Raw genomic sequence first — 13,754 nt, forward strand, 5'->3', positions numbered from 1 at the left:
CCGGGGCGCGGAGGCACACCGGTAGAGTTGCAAGCTCTACCGGTTGTAGTACAAGGAGATCTTCCTCCGTGCGCGCCAAGTCCCTTCCCCTCGTTCTCCTGGCTGTCCTCGTCGCCGGTTGTGCGGGCAACCAGAGCGGCCAACCGCAGGCCGGTGACACCCGGTTCGTCGCGGGCGACGGGAAGATGCAGGTGTTCGAGGCGAGCGAGCGCAACCCCGCCCCCGCGATCGAGGGGCCGACGCTCGACGGCGCCACCGCCTCGCTGGCCGCGCACAAGGGCAAGGTCGTGGTGCTCAACTTCTGGGCGTCGTGGTGCGGCCCGTGCCGGGCGGAGGCGCCGGTGCTCAAGGAGGTCGCGGCCAAGACCAAGGGCAGCGGCGTGGAGTTCCTCGGCGTCGACTTCAAGGACCGGCAGGCCGACGCGCAGGCGTTCGAGCGCACCGAGCAGACCGGCTACCCGCACATCTTCGACCAGCCCGGCAAGGTCGCGCTGGCCTTCCAGGGCACGGTGCCGCCCGCCGCCATCCCGTCCACGCTGATCATCGACGAGCAGGGCAGGATCGCGGCCAGGGCGCTGGGCGCCGTCAAATACACCGACCTGATGAACGCGGTGACCAAGGTGCGAGATGAGTGACGTCGTCGCCTCGGGTTCGCTGCTGCTGGCCGTGCCCATCGCGGTGCTGGCCGGGGTGGTGTCCTTCCTGTCGCCGTGCGTGCTGCCGCTGGTGCCGGGCTACCTGTCCTACGTCACCGGCATGAGCGCCGACCCCAAGCGGGGGCGGCTGGTGCTGGGGACGGCGCTGTTCGTGGCCGGGTTCGGGCTGGTGTTCGTGCTCAGCGGGGCGCTGTTCGGCGGGCTCGGGTCGATCATGCTGGGCAATGCGGAGGTCATCACGCGGGTGCTCGGCGTGCTGACCATCGTGCTCGGGCTGGCCTTCCTGGGCGTGCTGCCCGGGCTGATGCGCGACGTGCGCATCCACCGCCTGCCCGCCGCGGGCCTGGCGGGCGCGCCGCTGCTCGGGGTGGTGTTCGGGCTCGGCTGGACGCCGTGCATCGGGCCCACCCTGGCGGTCGTGCTGACGCTCGGGCTCAACGAGGGCAGCGCGGGCCGGGGCGCCCTCCTGGCCGTCGCGTACGCCCTGGGTCTCGGCCTGCCCTTCGTGGCCGCGGCGCTGGCCTACAGCCGGGCACTGCGTACGTTCCGGGCCATCCGCAAGCACTCGCGCCTGATCACCCGGATCGGCGGCGGCATGATGGTGGCCGTCGGCGTCCTGCTCGTGACCGGGCTATGGGGAGAGATGATCGCGGCCATGCAGGGACTGATCGGCGCGTTCGAGCCGGTGATCTGATGAGCGTCACGGAGATGGAGAGGGAGCAGGAGCCCAGGCAGGCATCGTTCGGGCTGGTGGCCTGGCTGCGCTGGGCCTGGCGCACGCTCACCTCGATGAAGACGGCGCTGATCCTGCTGTTCCTGCTCGCGCTCGGCTCGGTGCCGGGCTCGCTGGTGCCGCAGCGGGGCGTCGAGCCCGACAAGGTCGCCCGGATCTACGAGCAGAACCCCGTGCTGGCCGAGTGGTACGACCGGTTCCAGCTCTTCGAGGTGTTCACCTCGACCTGGTTCGCGGCGGTCTACCTGCTGCTGTTCGCCTCGCTGATCGGCTGCATCATCCCGCGCACCTCGACCTACCTGCGCGAGTTGCGCCGCAAGCCGCCCGCCGCCCCGAAAAACCTGTCCCGCCTGCCGCACTCCGCCTCCTTCGAGGGCGACCTCGGGGTCAAGGAGGCCGCGTTGCGGCTGCGCAAGCTGCGCTTCCGCGTCGTGGCGGGCGACGGCTGGGTGTCGGCGGAGAAGGGCTACCTGCGCGAGACCGGCAACCTGCTCTTCCACGTGTCCCTGCTCGGCATCCTGCTCGCGATCGGCGCCGGCTCGCTCTTCGGCTACCGCGGCAACGTGCTGGTCGTCGAGGGCGACGGGTTCGCCAACACCGTGGCCGCCTACGACCGGTTCATCCCGGGCAACCAGGTCTCGGCCGAGTCGCTGGAGCCGTTCTCCTTCCAGCTCGCCGAGTTCAAGGCCGCCTACCAGGTCACGGGGGACAAGCGGGGGCAGGCCCTCGACTACTCGGCGCACCTCAAGGTCAACGACTCGCCGACCGCGCCCACCCGCGACTACGAGCTCAAGGTCAACGAGCCGCTGGAGATCAACGGCACGCAGACCTACCTGATCGGCAACGGCTACGCGCCCGTGTTCAAGGTCACCGACGGCAAGGGGCAGGTCGCCTTCGAGGGGCCGGTGGCCTGCCTGATCGAGGAGAAGGCCACCTTGACCTCGGGTTGCGTGGTCAAGGTGCCCGACGCGCAGCCGTCGCAGCTGGGGTTCCTGCTGCAGTTCATGCCCACCAGCGTGCCGCTGACCAACGGCGGCTACGCCTCGGCCTTCCCCGGCGAGCTCAACCCCGAGGTGCAGATCCTCGGGGCCTTCTCCGGTGACCTGGGCGTGCGCTCGGGCAAGCCGCAGTCGGTCTACACGCTGGCCGAGCCCGAGGTGCTGAAAAAGCTCGACCGTTTGTTCATGGGCGCCGGCACGCCCAAGCCGCTGGCCGTGGGGCAGTCGGTCGACCTGCCCAAGGGGCTGGGCAAGCTGGAGTTCACCGGCGTCAAGGAGTGGATCACGCTCCAGACCGCCTACGACCCGGGGCGGATGCCCGCCCTGCTGGCCGCCGGCACGGCCGTCGTCGCCATCGCGCTCTCGCTCATGATCCGCCGCCGGAGGGTGTTCGTGCGGATCTCCGAGGGCCGGGTCGACGTGGGCGGCCTGACCCGTACCGAGGGCTCCGCGGCGGGCTTCGCAGAGGAGTTCGCCGACATCGTGAAGGTTCTATCAGCAGGAGAAAAGGATGTCCGCTGAGCAACTCGCCGAGCTGAGCGACCTTTTCGTCGTCGCAGCCGTCCTGCTCTACGTCGTGGCCATGGTCGGCTTCGCGATCGAGCTGGCCTTCGGGCGGTCCCGGCCCGGCAGGGCGGAGACCGCCGCCACGCCGCCGGTCGAGGCCAAGCGGCCGGTCGCGGTCGGCGCGGTGACGGGGGAGGCCGCTGACGGGCCGACGACGTCGGTGGTCGCCTCCGGCGAACCCGCCGTCCCGGCGCCGCCCGCCGAACCGCCCGCCGGGGCCGACCGGGCCGGAACGGTGGCCCTCGTGCTCACCTGGCTCGGCTGGGCCGCCAACCTGGGCGCCATCGTCACCCGCGGCCTGGCCGTGGACCGGTGGCCGTGGGGCAACATGTACGAGTTCGTGGTCGCGATCTGCTTCGCCGCCGTGACCGCGTTCCTCGGCACCCAGCTCCGTCACAACGTGCGCTTCCTCGGCGCCTTCGTCACGGTCACCGCCGCGCTCGGCCTCGGGCTGGCGTCCAAGGTGTTCTACACCGCCGCGGGTCCGGTCATGCCCGCGCTGGACTCGTACTGGATCGCCATCCACGTCACCGCCGCCATCATCTCCAGCGGCCTGCTGACGCTGGCGGGCGTGGCGGGCATCCTCTACCTGGTGCGCGGCGACGGGATGTCACGCCTGCCGTCCCGCGCCGACCTGGAGAGGGTGGCGCACCGGGCGATCGTGTTCGCGTTCCCGCTGTGGACGTTCGCCGTCATCGCGGGCGCCCTCTGGGCGGACCGGGCGTGGGGCCGCTACTGGGGTTGGGACCCCAAGGAGGTCTGGTCGTTCATCACGTGGGTCGCCTACGCCGCCTACCTGCACGCCAAGGCGACGGCGGGATGGCGGGGCAGGGCCGCGACCATCGTGCAGCTCGTGGCGTTCGGTTGCCTTCTGTTCAACCTGATCGGGGTCAACATCTTCATCGAGGGGCTGCACAGCTACGCCGACGTGCCCTAGCTCAGGTCGTCGCCACGCATGCGGCGGTCGAGGTCACGGAGGAAGTCGGGGTCGTCGTCCGGTCCCTTCGGCATGCCCGGACCCGGGGCGCCCGGGGGGACGGGCCACGCCGCGCGCGGGGCCCGCGGACGGCCGCGCGCCATCCAAACCAGGCCGCCGAGCAGCGGGATGAGCACGACAACGAGGATCCAGAGCCCTTTTGGTACGTTCCTAACCTCGTCTTCCGGCGTGGTCACCACGTCGAACAGCGAGAAGAGCCAGAAGGCCAGCAGCGCCAGGCCGATCAGAACACCTGCCATGTCCCGAACTGTAAGCCATCATGCGGCGTGATCGTGCTGCCCGATGTCCCATTTCGGGTGACTAGCGGAAGATCGGCGTCGTACGGTGGAACCCGATGCGGCGGTGTCCAAGGGGCTCCACAGGCGCTGAGGGGTGAGATGGCCTTTTCTCACGACAAGAGTCACGGTGACAAGGGGCGGCATCGGCGCGGTCGTTGGTGGCGGCGCGGCTCGTACCTCTTCTCACGGCGTGACGAAGCGCCCCCCGATGCTCACCGCTCCTTCTGGTCCAACGCCCGCGAGAAGCGCCGTGAGGCGCGCGCGGCGGCCAGGGGACACGACGGCGCCGAACGCCGCCGGCGGCCCGGCGACCGCGAGCTCGGCGGCCACCCCGGCCGGGCAGGCCGGCCCGGTGGCGCGCAGTCCGAGCGGGTGACGTGGCCGGGCGGCGGCGAGGAGACGGCGCGGATGGCGTGGCCCGGCGAGCGCCAAGGAACGGCGTGGCCCGGCGAGCGCGAGAGAGCTGCGTGGCCTGGCGAGCGCGAGAGAGCGGCCTGGCCCGGTGAACGGGAGCGCGCGGCGTGGCCGGGTGAAGGTGGGCGGCGTGCGCCGGAGGCGAGCTGGGACGGGTTCGCGGTGCGCGAGCGCGGCGAGCGGCTGCCCGCCGCCGTCATGGCCGACCGCCCCCGCTACACCTGGTACGACTTCGAGCTCGCCGACCAGCCCCCCCGGGCCCAGCCCAACCGGCCGGACGTGCCCTCGCTCGGCGACGGCCTGCGCCACTGCGGCAAGCTGGAGTCCATCCTGCACCGCCAGTGGGACGCCCGGCTGGGCCCGCCGCCCGCGGACGTCGTCCGGGCCGTGGAGAGCCTGGCCAGGCTGCCCGATCGGCTGAAGGAGCTGCTCGCGGCCGGGCTGGAAGGAATCTACGTCGGCCCCGGAGGCGTGCCCGACCTCGACGACATGGCCTACTTACGCGGCGCCCCGCTCCCGTCCGGGCGGGCGACCTGGGACATCTGCGCGGGCGCGTACGGCGACCGCAAGATCGTCGTCGGCGACCGCCCCTCACCCACCCCTGACGTGATGATGCACGAGGTCGGCCACGCCATCGACGACGTCGACTCGATGTACGGCGACTGGGTGTCGGACTCGCCCGAGTTCGTGCGCCTCTACGAAGCGGCCGTCCCGCTGCTGGCCTCGACGTTCCACCGTCAGGGAGGAGGGCTGGGCCGCAAGGAGTTCTTCGCCGACGCCTTCGCCGCCATCGCCTCCCGCCAGCGTCCGGCCCTCGTGGACATGCTCGGGGGCGACACGCGCATGGCGCTCGACATCATGCTGTTCTTCAACCGGCGCTACGGAATCTAGGTGATCGGCCATGTACGTCATCCGGCTCGCGGACGGGACCCTGCGCGTGCCGCAGAGCCTGACCAGCGAAGACGGGCGTCTGATCGGCAACGCGTACGTGGAACTGCAGCCTGGTGACCCCGACTACGAGCAGTGGCTGCCGGAGTCGCTGACCGAGGAGGAGGCCGAGTTGCGCCGCCGGCGCTGGGAAGAGGAGAACGACGATCTGGAGCGCGAGTTCCTGGCCTTCAAAGCGCGGCAGGAGGACGCCTGATCGGCGGAGAAAAAGGACAGGCGCCAGCCACGGTCGGCGGTTGGCGCCGCCCCGTGCTCACCGTACGGAAGTGTGGCCGGGAAGCACGCGAACAGTGGGTGTTCCGCCAGCGGTGATCCTGGCGGCTCGGACCGCTGTTCATGCGGCCCACCGTGCAGGATCACCGACTAGACGGAACGTCAGACGCGCGGGGACTCACCTGCTGGCCTGTCGGCCGTAAGAACGTCCTCGCCTCGGAGAAGGGCGTGGACTTCCGACTCGCGGAAGCGCCGGTGCCCTCCGGGGGTGCGGATACTGCTGATGCGGCCTGCCGCAGCCCAGCGCGTAACCGTCTTTGGGTCTACCCGGAAGAGGGCGGCAACCTCTCCTGGGGTCAGCAGACGCTCGCTGCTACTCTCCACCAATCTCTCCCCCTCGCATCCCGCTTCCTGCCAGCGGGCGGACAGGTAACCAGTGTGTCGAGCGAAGCCTGATTTATCCGTGGTTTTCTGCAAAGATCACGGGTTGTTATCAGCTGACTGCCCGATTGTTATATGATAGAGCCTCTTTGGGGCTCTCGTGGGTGTTTCTTTACGAAACTCCCTAACTGGGAACAGTAGCAGTGCTCGCGTCCGATGCGAAGAGCGACCGCTGCGCAGGTCCGAGTAACCTCGAACCTGTGCGTCCCGTTCTCGTTTACACCGCGTCGCGGATCGGCCTGTTTGTCGTGACCCTCGGTGTGCTGTGGCTGCTCGGCCTGACAAACCCGCTGATCCTGATCGCGGCTTCTTTCTTGATCAGCGGCATTGCGAGCTACGTGTTGCTGTCCAAGCAGCGCGACGCCATGAGCGCGCGTCTCAGCGACAGGATCGACCGGCCGAAGCCGCACGACGACTAGGGCAGGGGGAACATGCCAATCCGGGCATGGTACTCCCGTCCGAGTCTCGTTGTGTCACTACCGACAAGTAGTCCGCTGCCGTGCGCGAAAAACGCCTTCACGCCGATGCCGCGCTCCCGTCCGGGATTCCAACTCAGGGCCTTTCCGGTCCGCGGATGAATGGCGCCGATGCCCGGCCGTGACACCGCGCCCGGGCCGGCCGAGTCCCGGCCCTGCGGATTGTTCAACCAGCGCTGATGCCCGCCGACGTACACCGCCGCCCCGGTCACCGCGACCGCGTAGAGCGAGTCGCCGCCCGTGCTGTTGACCCAGGTCGGCCTGATGGCCGAGCCCCTGGCGTAGGTCTCGAACCGCGCCGCGGTGTCGCACATCCCGCCCCGGGCGCCTCCCGTGGTGACGACCGCGAAATAGCGCCCGTCGGGGGAGAAGTCGAGGCCGCGTACGTACGAGGGGAAGGCACCGCTGCACTTGCGCGCGTACGCGTCGGTCCGCCACGGCGCCACCCTCGCCGTGGCGCCGCTGACGTCGATCAGGCCGAGCTGCGGCCTGGAATGCCCGTCGAGCGTGGTGAACGAGCCGTCCACGACCAGCCGGTCGCGCGAGACGGCCAGCGCGTAGACCTTCACGTTCGCGGTCAGCGGCGTGCCCGGCGTGATGTCGAACGCCGGGTCGGGCGCCCCGGTGGCGGCGTCGAGCCTGGCCAGCGCCGTGCGCGGGCTGATGAAGTCGCCGCCGACGTAGAGCTTGGGACCCTGCCGCGCCAGCGAGGTCACCATGCCGCCGCCGATGCGCGGCGCGAAGCCGGGCACCAGCGAGCCGTCGGCGAGGGCGAGCCTGGCCAGCCCGCGGGACCTCTGGTGGTTGATCCCGTGGAACTCGCCGCCGACGTAGACGGTGCCCCGGTCGCCGGCGGCCAGGCCGTAGACCGGGCCCGCGACGCTCGGCGCGAAGCCGGGCAGGACGCGGCCGGTGGCCAGGTCGTAGGCGAACAGGTTGTCGCGCGGATAGGTCGTCCTGCGGGCTGCGTCGCTCACTTCGCTGAACGAGCCGCCGACGACGACGGTGCTCCCGACGACGGTGATGGCGTTGACGATGCCGTCGAGCACATGAGGGGTGCTGTCGATCGGGTCGGCCGACACGACACGCGGGTGCGCGACGGGGGCCGAGGCGATGATCGCCGCAAGGGCGACACGGGCAAGCATTCGCCAATATCTAGCAGACGTTCGGTAGTCATGAGACTACTTTCCGTTGATTGTCCCGGATGGGCATGACCGCAAGGTCTGCGACCCCTCCCAATAGGCTGTGAGCATGACGCGCGCTCAGTTGGACAAACAGCCGGACGAGGTCGCCGCGATGTTCGATCGCACCGCCCGCCGCTACGACCTGGTCAATGACGTGATCTCCCTCGGGCAGGTCAGGCTCTGGCGCAAGGCGGTGGCCGCCGCCGTGGACGCCGGTCCCGGTGAGATCGTGCTCGACCTCGGGGCGGGCACCGGCACGTCCACCGACGCGTTCACCACGCTGGGCGCGCGCGCGATCGCCTCCGACTTCTCGCTCGGCATGTTGCGCACGGGAGTGCGCCGCCACGGCGGTAACGCGCTGGCGGGGCCGGGGGTGCCGTTCGTCGCGGGCGACGCGATGCGGCTGCCGTTCGCCGACGACGCGTTCGACGCGGTGACGATCTCGGTGGCGCTGCGCAACGTGCACGACACCGCGCAGGCGCTGCGGGAGATGCTGCGGGTGACGAGGCCGGGCGGGCGGCTGGTGATCCTGGAGTTCTCGCACGTGACCGTCGGCGCGTTCGACCTGGTCTACCGCGAATACCTGATGCGGATGCTGCCGAAGGTGGCCAAGGTCTTCGGGTCCAACGACGACTCCTACGAATACCTGGCCGAGTCGATCAGGGACTGGCCCGACCAGCCGACGCTGGCCCGGACGATCCAGGACGCCGGCTGGGAACGGGTGGCCTGGCGCAATCTCACGATGGGGATCGTCGCCATGCACAGGGGTTTCAAGCCCGCCTGAGCTCCATCGTCAGCAGATGGGGCCGGTGGGGATGGCGGTGGAAGGTCACCTCCTCGGCGAAGCAGGCGACCCTGATCTCGGGGATGTAGTCCTCGAACAACTCGGGGCTCATGCCCGACCTGCACCAGATCAGGAGCGCCGTCCCGTGCGGGATCGACTGCGTGTGGACGATGAGGGGCAGGCGCCCCTCGGGCGTACGCATCGACGTACGCAGGCACAGGCCCTGGAAGCGATGGCGGACGACAACCCGGTCGGCGGCCCTGCGCACTCCCGGGATCGCGCCGCCGGCGGACACCGCCCCCGCGAGCAGCAGTGCCGCCACCGGCCCCAGCCACTGGATCAGCGGGACGGCGGCCATCGGTACGGCGCAGCACACGGTGATTTCGGTCCTCCATCGCCAGACCAGGCCCGTGGTGGCGATGAGGTCGTGTGCCCTGGCTATCTTCGGATGCTTCCTGGGGAAACCGTCCCCCGGGCTGAACTTGCGCGGAGGCGGTTCGCTGACCGGCTCCTCCTGGAGCGGCGCCTCCAGGATCTCCTTCTTGCGGATGTCGAACCGGGGATCGCGGTATCTCCGGCCGCCCCCGGCCGACCTGTCGATCTCCCAGCCCTGTTCCCTGGCGAACTCGTTGGATCCGTGCCAGAACCACCTGTTCAAGGCGACGGTTAATCGCCGCCGTCCGCCCTTGCGATCTCCCCTGCCACGTGTAGCGTCGGTCATGTCCGCGGCTCCCATTTCCACTCTTCGGTCAGAGTCGGGGTGCTACGCGGTGGCGGGCGGATGGGGTCCCACCATCCGCCTGCCCGCGTCTGGCGAAAACCTCATTTCCGTCTGGCCCGCTTTCCTGCCTGCGGGCTACCCTAAGGGTGTTCCGCAGGGCCGCCCGGTGCAATTCCCGCGGGGATGAGTCCAGGGACTCCTGGCGAAACGCGAAAGGTGCTTCCCGGCGACGATTGCGCGTGGGCGGGGCGGGGCATATATCGCGGAATGCCGAAAGGAGACCGAGTGATCGGGGAAATCAATCCGACACTCCGCCGCCGGAAAATCGCCACTGAGCTGCGGCGGCTCCGCGAGGAAGCGGGTCTCAACGGCGTTCAGGTGTCACGGTCGCTGCACTGGTCGACGTCGAAACTCTCCCGCCTCGAGACGGGCCAGGTCGCGCCCTCGGCCGAGGACGTGGCGAAGCTGCTCGACCACTACCGCATCGGCCCGGAGCCGGCCGCGCTGCTGCTCTCGCTCGTCGGCAACCACGCGGCCAAGGGCTGGTGGGAGTCCTACTCCGACGTGCTCACCGAGATCGGCCGCGAGTTCGTCGGGCTGGAGGACGGCGCCTCCTCGCTCAGGACGTGGGGCTCGAACGCGGTGCCCGGGCTGCTGCAGACCGATGCCTATTGCGCGGAGATGACGCGGCTCACCCGCGCCGTGGAGATAGTCCCGCCGGGAAAGGTCGAGCGCCGGACGCGGACCTGGCTGCGCCGGCAGCGGCGGTTGTTCGCCGATCCGCCGCTGGCCTACTCGGCGGTGATCGACGAGGCCGTCCTGCGCCGCCGGTTCGGCGCCGCCGACGATGGGCTGATGCGCGAGCAGTTACGTCACCTGCTGAAACTCGGTGACCGGCCGAACATCAGCATTCACGTTCTCCTGCTGGAGCAGTCGCACCCCATCAACTTCTCGCATTTCGTGCTCCTCGGATTTCCCTCCATGCCGGTGCTGGGTCCGGTCTCGGGCGACATCGTCTATTCGGAGGACTATCCGGTGGCCGAAGTGGTGGAGGACGAGGAGCGGGTCTATCGCTACTCCGTGATATTCGATCTGCTCAAGGAGGCGGCTCTCGACGAAGAAGCATCTCGAGACTGCATCGCCTCACTCGCCGGACTCTGAGTGCCGGGGGCCTGCTGCTAGCGTGACGATCATGACTGCGCTGCCCCAGGCGACACGCCGTCCTCTTGGATCACAGAACAGCACCCCGACTGCCACTATGTACAGGAAAAGCAGTAGACTGCGGGCCGGTAAGTTTGTGAAGGGGTTCACAAAGGAACGAAGGCGCCACACCCCGAGGCCTTCGAGCGTGTAGGGACAGGACAGTCCAGTGACCGTGCCAACAGCCACACAGGCTGACGCAGACGTCATCGTCGTCGGCGCCGGTCCCGCCGGTTCCGCAACCGCCTTTTACCTCGCGCAGGCCGGGCTCGACGTGCTGCTCCTGGAGAAGACCAGGTTCCCCCGCGAGAAGGTCTGCGGCGACGGCCTGACCCCGCGGGCGGTCAAGCAGCTGCAGAACATGGGCGTCGACATCGACGCACCCGGCTGGATCAGGAACAAGGGCCTGCGCGTCGTCGGTGGCGGCCTCCGGTTCGAGCTCGACTGGCCGCGGCTCGAGCGCTTCCCCGACTTCGGGCTCGTACGCACCCGCCAGGACTTCGACCAGATCGTCGCCGCCAACGCGGTCAAGAACGGCGTGCGCCTCATGGAGGGCGTCACCGTCGCCGGCCCCGTGCTCGACGACCGCAGCGGCCACGTCGTGGGCGTGACGACCAAGGACGGCCGCGAGTTCCGCAGCCGCGTGGTGGTGGCCGCCGACGGCAACAGCACCCGCCTGGCCCTGGGCATGGGCCTGCACAAGCGGGAGGACCGCCCGATGGGCGTGGCCGTGCGGACGTACTTCGAGAGCCCGCGCCACGACGACGACTACCTCGAGACCTGGCTGGAGCTGTGGGACGGCGACACGTTGCTGCCCGGCTACGGCTGGGTGTTCGGTGTCGGCGACGGCACCTCCAACGTGGGCCTGGGGCTGCTCAACACCAGCTCCCAGTTCGGCAACATCGACTACCGCGACCTGCTGCGGCGCTGGTGCCGGTCGATGCCGGAGGAGTGGGGCTTCACCGAGGAGAACATGACGGGCCCGATCCGCGGCGCCGCGCTCCCGATGGCCTTCAACAGGCAGCCCCACTACACACGCGGCCTGATGCTCGTGGGAGACTCCGGCGGGTCGATCAACCCGTTCAACGGCGAGGGCATCGCCTACGCCATGGAGACCGGCGAGATCGCCGCCGAGGTCATCGCGAAGGCCCTCAAGGGCACCACCCCCGCGCAACGGGAGCGGACCCTGCGGTCCTATCCTCGAGTACTGAAGGACGCCTACGGCGGATATTTCACGCTCGGGAGGTTGTTCGTCGAGGCGATTGGGAAGCCGGGTGTGATGAGCTTCGGCACCAGGCACGGGCTGCCCCACCCGAGGCTGATGCGCTTCGCGCTCAAACTCCTTGGTAATCTCACCGACCGGCGAGGCGATGCGTCGGACATGATCATTAACGCACTCTCGAAGGTCGCGCCACCAGCATGAATCTCAGAATCCACAGATCCGGCTGCGCGCCCGCGCGCGCGGCGACTCCAGAGGAGGCGTAGCGATGGACCTTTACGTGCCCATCCTGGTGCTCGCCGTTCTCGCGGGGGGCTTCGCGATCTTCTCGGTCGCCATCGCTCCCTTCACCGGTCCCAAGCGCTGGAACCGCGCGAAGCTTGACGCCTACGAATGCGGCATCGAGCCGACGCCCCAGCCGGTCGGTGGCGGACGGTTCCCGCTCAAATACATGATCACGGCGATGCTCTTCATCGTCTTCGACATCGAGATCATCTTCCTTTACCCGTGGGCCGTCTCGTTCGCTCCGCAGACGGACGACCTCGGCCGCGTGCTCTCCTCGGGCCTGGGGCTGTTCGCGCTCGTCGAGATGCTGCTGTTCATCGTCACCGTGCTCGTCGCCTACGCGTACGTGTGGCGCCGCAAGGGTCTGGACTGGGACTGAAAATGGGACTTGAAGAGAAACTCCCCAGCGGGTTCATCCTCAGCACGGTCGAAGCGGCCGCCGGATGGGCGCGTAAGAACTCCGTATGGCCGGCCACCTTCGGCCTCGCGTGTTGCGCGATCGAGCTGATGGCCACCGGTGGCCCCCACTACGACCTGGCGCGCTTCGGCATGGAGCGCGCTTCGGCGTCTCCTCGCCAGGCCGACCTCATGATCGTGGCCGGGCGCGTGTCGCAGAAGATGGCGCCGGTGCTGCGCCAGATCTACGACCAGATGGCCGAGCCTAAGTGGGTCATCTCCATGGGCGTGTGCGCCTCCAGCGGCGGCATGTTCAACAACTACGCCATCGTGCAGGGCGTCGACCACATCGTGCCGGTGGACATCTACCTGCCCGGCTGCCCGCCGCGGCCGGAGATGCTCATCGACGCGATCGTGAAGCTGCACGACAAGATCCAGAACATGAAGTTCGGCGCGCACCGGGCCAAGCAGATCGAGGAGCTCGAGCTGCAGGCGCTGCGCACGCTGCCGCTGATCGATCAGGGGGCCGCGAAGTGACCTCGCCCGACAACCTCCCCGGAAGCCCGGAAGGCGGCGAGACCCCGCAGGCGCCGGTCCCGGCGGTGCCCGAGTCCCCCGTCGCCCGGCGCGGCATGTTCGGGGCCCAGGACACCGGCGACACCTCCGGCTACGGCGGCCTCGTCGTACGCCGGGCGCCGCAGCTGTCCACGCCCCGCCCGTACGGGAGCTACTTCGACGAGCTCGTGGACACCCTCGGGCTCGACGACGCCATCGAGCGCGTGGTCGTGGACCGCGGCGAGCTGACCCTGCACGTCAGGCGCGAGCGCCTGGTGGAGGTCTGCCAGAAGCTGCGCGACGACCCGGCGCTGCGCTTCGAGCTCTCGCTCGGCGTGTCCGGCGTCCACTACCCACACCTGGCGGGTGAGGAGCTGCACGCGGTCATCCACCTGTGCTCGATCACCCACAACCGGCGGGTGCGCGTCGAGGCGAGCGCTCCCGACTCCGATCCGCACATTCCATCCACGGTGAGCGTTTACCCTGGTCACGACTGGCACGAGCGCGAGACGTACGACTTCTTCGGGATCATCTTCGACGGTCATCCCGGGCTCACCCGGATCATGATGCCCGACGACTGGGACGGACACCCGCAGCGCAAGGACTATCCGCTCGGGGGCATCCCGGTGGAATACCGCGGCGCCACCATCCCCTCGCCGGATGAGAGGAGGTCGTACGCGTGAGCGACC

At 69.3% G+C, this 13,754-nt stretch carries 17 protein-coding genes; 13 read left to right on the top strand and 4 right to left on the bottom strand.

What is annotated here, in order from left to right; translation table 11 throughout:
• Positions 1-68 precede the first annotated feature (68 nt).
• From ACBJ59_RS35385 to ccsA, 4 genes are read left to right on the top strand one after another with little or no spacing between them, the layout of a single operon-like run.
• A complete protein-coding gene (locus ACBJ59_RS35385) occupies positions 69-635 on the top strand; it encodes a TlpA family protein disulfide reductase (RefSeq protein ID WP_375114544.1) in 567 nt (188 codons plus the stop codon).
• The gene (locus ACBJ59_RS35390) at positions 628-1,350 is read left to right on the top strand and encodes a cytochrome c biogenesis CcdA family protein (protein ID WP_375114545.1); all 723 of its coding nucleotides are present in this window, start codon (positions 628-630) and stop codon (positions 1,348-1,350) included. The genes ACBJ59_RS35385 and ACBJ59_RS35390 overlap by 8 nt, the downstream gene beginning before the upstream one ends.
• Positions 1,350-2,909: a cytochrome c biogenesis protein ResB gene (locus tag ACBJ59_RS35395; RefSeq protein WP_375114546.1), complete on the top strand. Its 1,560-nt coding sequence runs from the start codon at positions 1,350-1,352 to the stop codon at positions 2,907-2,909. Before ACBJ59_RS35390 ends, ACBJ59_RS35395 begins: the two co-directional genes overlap by 1 nt.
• On the top strand, positions 2,899-3,891 hold the full coding sequence (gene ccsA / locus ACBJ59_RS35400) for a cytochrome c biogenesis protein CcsA (RefSeq protein ID WP_375114547.1): 993 nt from the start codon (positions 2,899-2,901) through the stop codon (positions 3,889-3,891). Before ACBJ59_RS35395 ends, ccsA begins: the two co-directional genes overlap by 11 nt.
• Here ccsA and ACBJ59_RS35405 read toward each other — a convergent pair.
• On the bottom strand, positions 3,888-4,190 hold the full coding sequence (locus ACBJ59_RS35405) for a PLD nuclease N-terminal domain-containing protein (RefSeq protein ID WP_364126303.1): 303 nt from the start codon (positions 4,188-4,190) through the stop codon (positions 3,888-3,890). The genes ccsA and ACBJ59_RS35405 overlap by 4 nt on opposite strands.
• 138 nt (positions 4,191-4,328) lie before the next feature.
• Here ACBJ59_RS35405 and ACBJ59_RS35410 point away from each other — a divergent pair, with 138 nt between their 5' ends.
• Positions 4,329-5,534: a hypothetical protein gene (locus ACBJ59_RS35410; protein WP_375114548.1), complete on the top strand. Its 1,206-nt coding sequence runs from the start codon at positions 4,329-4,331 to the stop codon at positions 5,532-5,534.
• A 10-nt stretch (positions 5,535-5,544) separates the two neighbouring features.
• Complete coding sequence (locus ACBJ59_RS35415; RefSeq protein ID WP_364126308.1) at positions 5,545-5,787, top strand: hypothetical protein; 243 nt, start codon at positions 5,545-5,547, stop codon at positions 5,785-5,787.
• A gap of 179 nt (positions 5,788-5,966) precedes the next feature.
• Here the strand turns inward: ACBJ59_RS35415 and ACBJ59_RS35420 are convergent, their stop codons facing one another.
• Positions 5,967-6,188, bottom strand: a complete 222-nt coding sequence (locus ACBJ59_RS35420) for a BldC family transcriptional regulator (protein WP_026214226.1) — start codon at positions 6,186-6,188, stop codon at positions 5,967-5,969.
• Positions 6,189-6,445: 257 nt separating this feature from the next.
• On the opposite strand from ACBJ59_RS35420, the gene ACBJ59_RS35425 reads away from it, so the two are divergent.
• Complete coding sequence (locus ACBJ59_RS35425; RefSeq protein ID WP_364126311.1) at positions 6,446-6,664, top strand: DUF4229 domain-containing protein; 219 nt, start codon at positions 6,446-6,448, stop codon at positions 6,662-6,664.
• Here ACBJ59_RS35425 and ACBJ59_RS35430 read toward each other — a convergent pair.
• Positions 6,661-7,866, bottom strand: coding sequence for a hypothetical protein (locus tag ACBJ59_RS35430; RefSeq protein WP_375114549.1), 1,206 nt, complete (start codon positions 7,864-7,866; stop codon positions 6,661-6,663). The two genes, ACBJ59_RS35425 and ACBJ59_RS35430, sit on opposite strands and share 4 nt — an antisense overlap.
• Positions 7,867-7,972: 106 nt before the next feature.
• Here ACBJ59_RS35430 and ACBJ59_RS35435 point away from each other — a divergent pair, with 106 nt between their 5' ends.
• On the top strand, positions 7,973-8,689 hold the full coding sequence (locus ACBJ59_RS35435) for a demethylmenaquinone methyltransferase (RefSeq protein ID WP_364126316.1): 717 nt from the start codon (positions 7,973-7,975) through the stop codon (positions 8,687-8,689).
• Here the strand turns inward: ACBJ59_RS35435 and ACBJ59_RS35440 are convergent.
• Positions 8,676-9,347 (bottom strand): hypothetical protein, encoded by a 672-nt coding sequence (locus ACBJ59_RS35440; protein ID WP_375114550.1) that lies wholly within the window; start codon positions 9,345-9,347, stop codon positions 8,676-8,678. The two genes, ACBJ59_RS35435 and ACBJ59_RS35440, sit on opposite strands and share 14 nt — an antisense overlap.
• Positions 9,348-9,626: 279 nt before the next feature.
• On the opposite strand from ACBJ59_RS35440, the gene ACBJ59_RS35445 reads away from it, so the two are divergent.
• From ACBJ59_RS35445 to ACBJ59_RS35465, 5 genes are all read left to right on the top strand, one after another.
• A complete protein-coding gene (locus ACBJ59_RS35445) occupies positions 9,627-10,571 on the top strand; it encodes a helix-turn-helix domain-containing protein (protein WP_375114551.1) in 945 nt (314 codons plus the stop codon).
• A gap of 208 nt (positions 10,572-10,779) precedes the next feature.
• Positions 10,780-12,033, top strand: a complete 1,254-nt coding sequence (locus ACBJ59_RS35450) for a geranylgeranyl reductase family protein (RefSeq protein WP_375114552.1) — start codon at positions 10,780-10,782, stop codon at positions 12,031-12,033.
• A gap of 64 nt (positions 12,034-12,097) precedes the next feature.
• Complete coding sequence (locus ACBJ59_RS35455) at positions 12,098-12,493, top strand: NADH-quinone oxidoreductase subunit A (RefSeq protein ID WP_080043646.1); 396 nt, start codon at positions 12,098-12,100, stop codon at positions 12,491-12,493.
• 2 nt (positions 12,494-12,495) lie between these two features.
• Complete coding sequence (locus ACBJ59_RS35460) at positions 12,496-13,047, top strand: NADH-quinone oxidoreductase subunit B family protein (RefSeq protein ID WP_364126328.1); 552 nt, start codon at positions 12,496-12,498, stop codon at positions 13,045-13,047.
• A complete protein-coding gene (locus tag ACBJ59_RS35465) occupies positions 13,044-13,748 on the top strand; it encodes an NADH-quinone oxidoreductase subunit C (protein WP_375114553.1) in 705 nt (234 codons plus the stop codon). Before ACBJ59_RS35460 ends, ACBJ59_RS35465 begins: the two co-directional genes overlap by 4 nt.
• Positions 13,749-13,754: the final 6 nt, after the last annotated feature.

Source organism: Nonomuraea sp. MTCD27, assembly GCF_041950495.1.
GTDB lineage: Bacteria > Actinomycetota > Actinomycetes > Streptosporangiales > Streptosporangiaceae > Nonomuraea.

Bases quoted from the DNA above. Each gene is read 5' to 3' on its own strand.
- ACBJ59_RS35435 (WP_364126316.1), top strand. From the start codon at position 7,973: ATGACGCGCGCTCAGTTGGACAAACAGCCGGACGAGGTCGCCGCGATG.
- ACBJ59_RS35410 (WP_375114548.1), top strand. From the start codon at position 4,329: ATGGCCTTTTCTCACGACAAGAGTCACGGTGACAAGGGGCGGCATCGG.
- ACBJ59_RS35460 (WP_364126328.1), top strand. From the start codon at position 12,496: ATGGGACTTGAAGAGAAACTCCCCAGCGGGTTCATCCTCAGCACGGTC.
- ACBJ59_RS35395 (WP_375114546.1), top strand. From the start codon at position 1,350: ATGAGCGTCACGGAGATGGAGAGGGAGCAGGAGCCCAGGCAGGCATCG.
- ACBJ59_RS35415 (WP_364126308.1), top strand. From the start codon at position 5,545: ATGTACGTCATCCGGCTCGCGGACGGGACCCTGCGCGTGCCGCAGAGC.
- ACBJ59_RS35430 (WP_375114549.1), bottom strand. From the start codon at position 7,866: ATGCTTGCCCGTGTCGCCCTTGCGGCGATCATCGCCTCGGCCCCCGTC.
- ACBJ59_RS35455 (WP_080043646.1), top strand. From the start codon at position 12,098: ATGGACCTTTACGTGCCCATCCTGGTGCTCGCCGTTCTCGCGGGGGGC.
- ccsA (WP_375114547.1), top strand. From the start codon at position 2,899: ATGTCCGCTGAGCAACTCGCCGAGCTGAGCGACCTTTTCGTCGTCGCA.
- ACBJ59_RS35390 (WP_375114545.1), top strand. From the start codon at position 628: ATGAGTGACGTCGTCGCCTCGGGTTCGCTGCTGCTGGCCGTGCCCATC.
- ACBJ59_RS35405 (WP_364126303.1), bottom strand. From the start codon at position 4,190: ATGGCAGGTGTTCTGATCGGCCTGGCGCTGCTGGCCTTCTGGCTCTTC.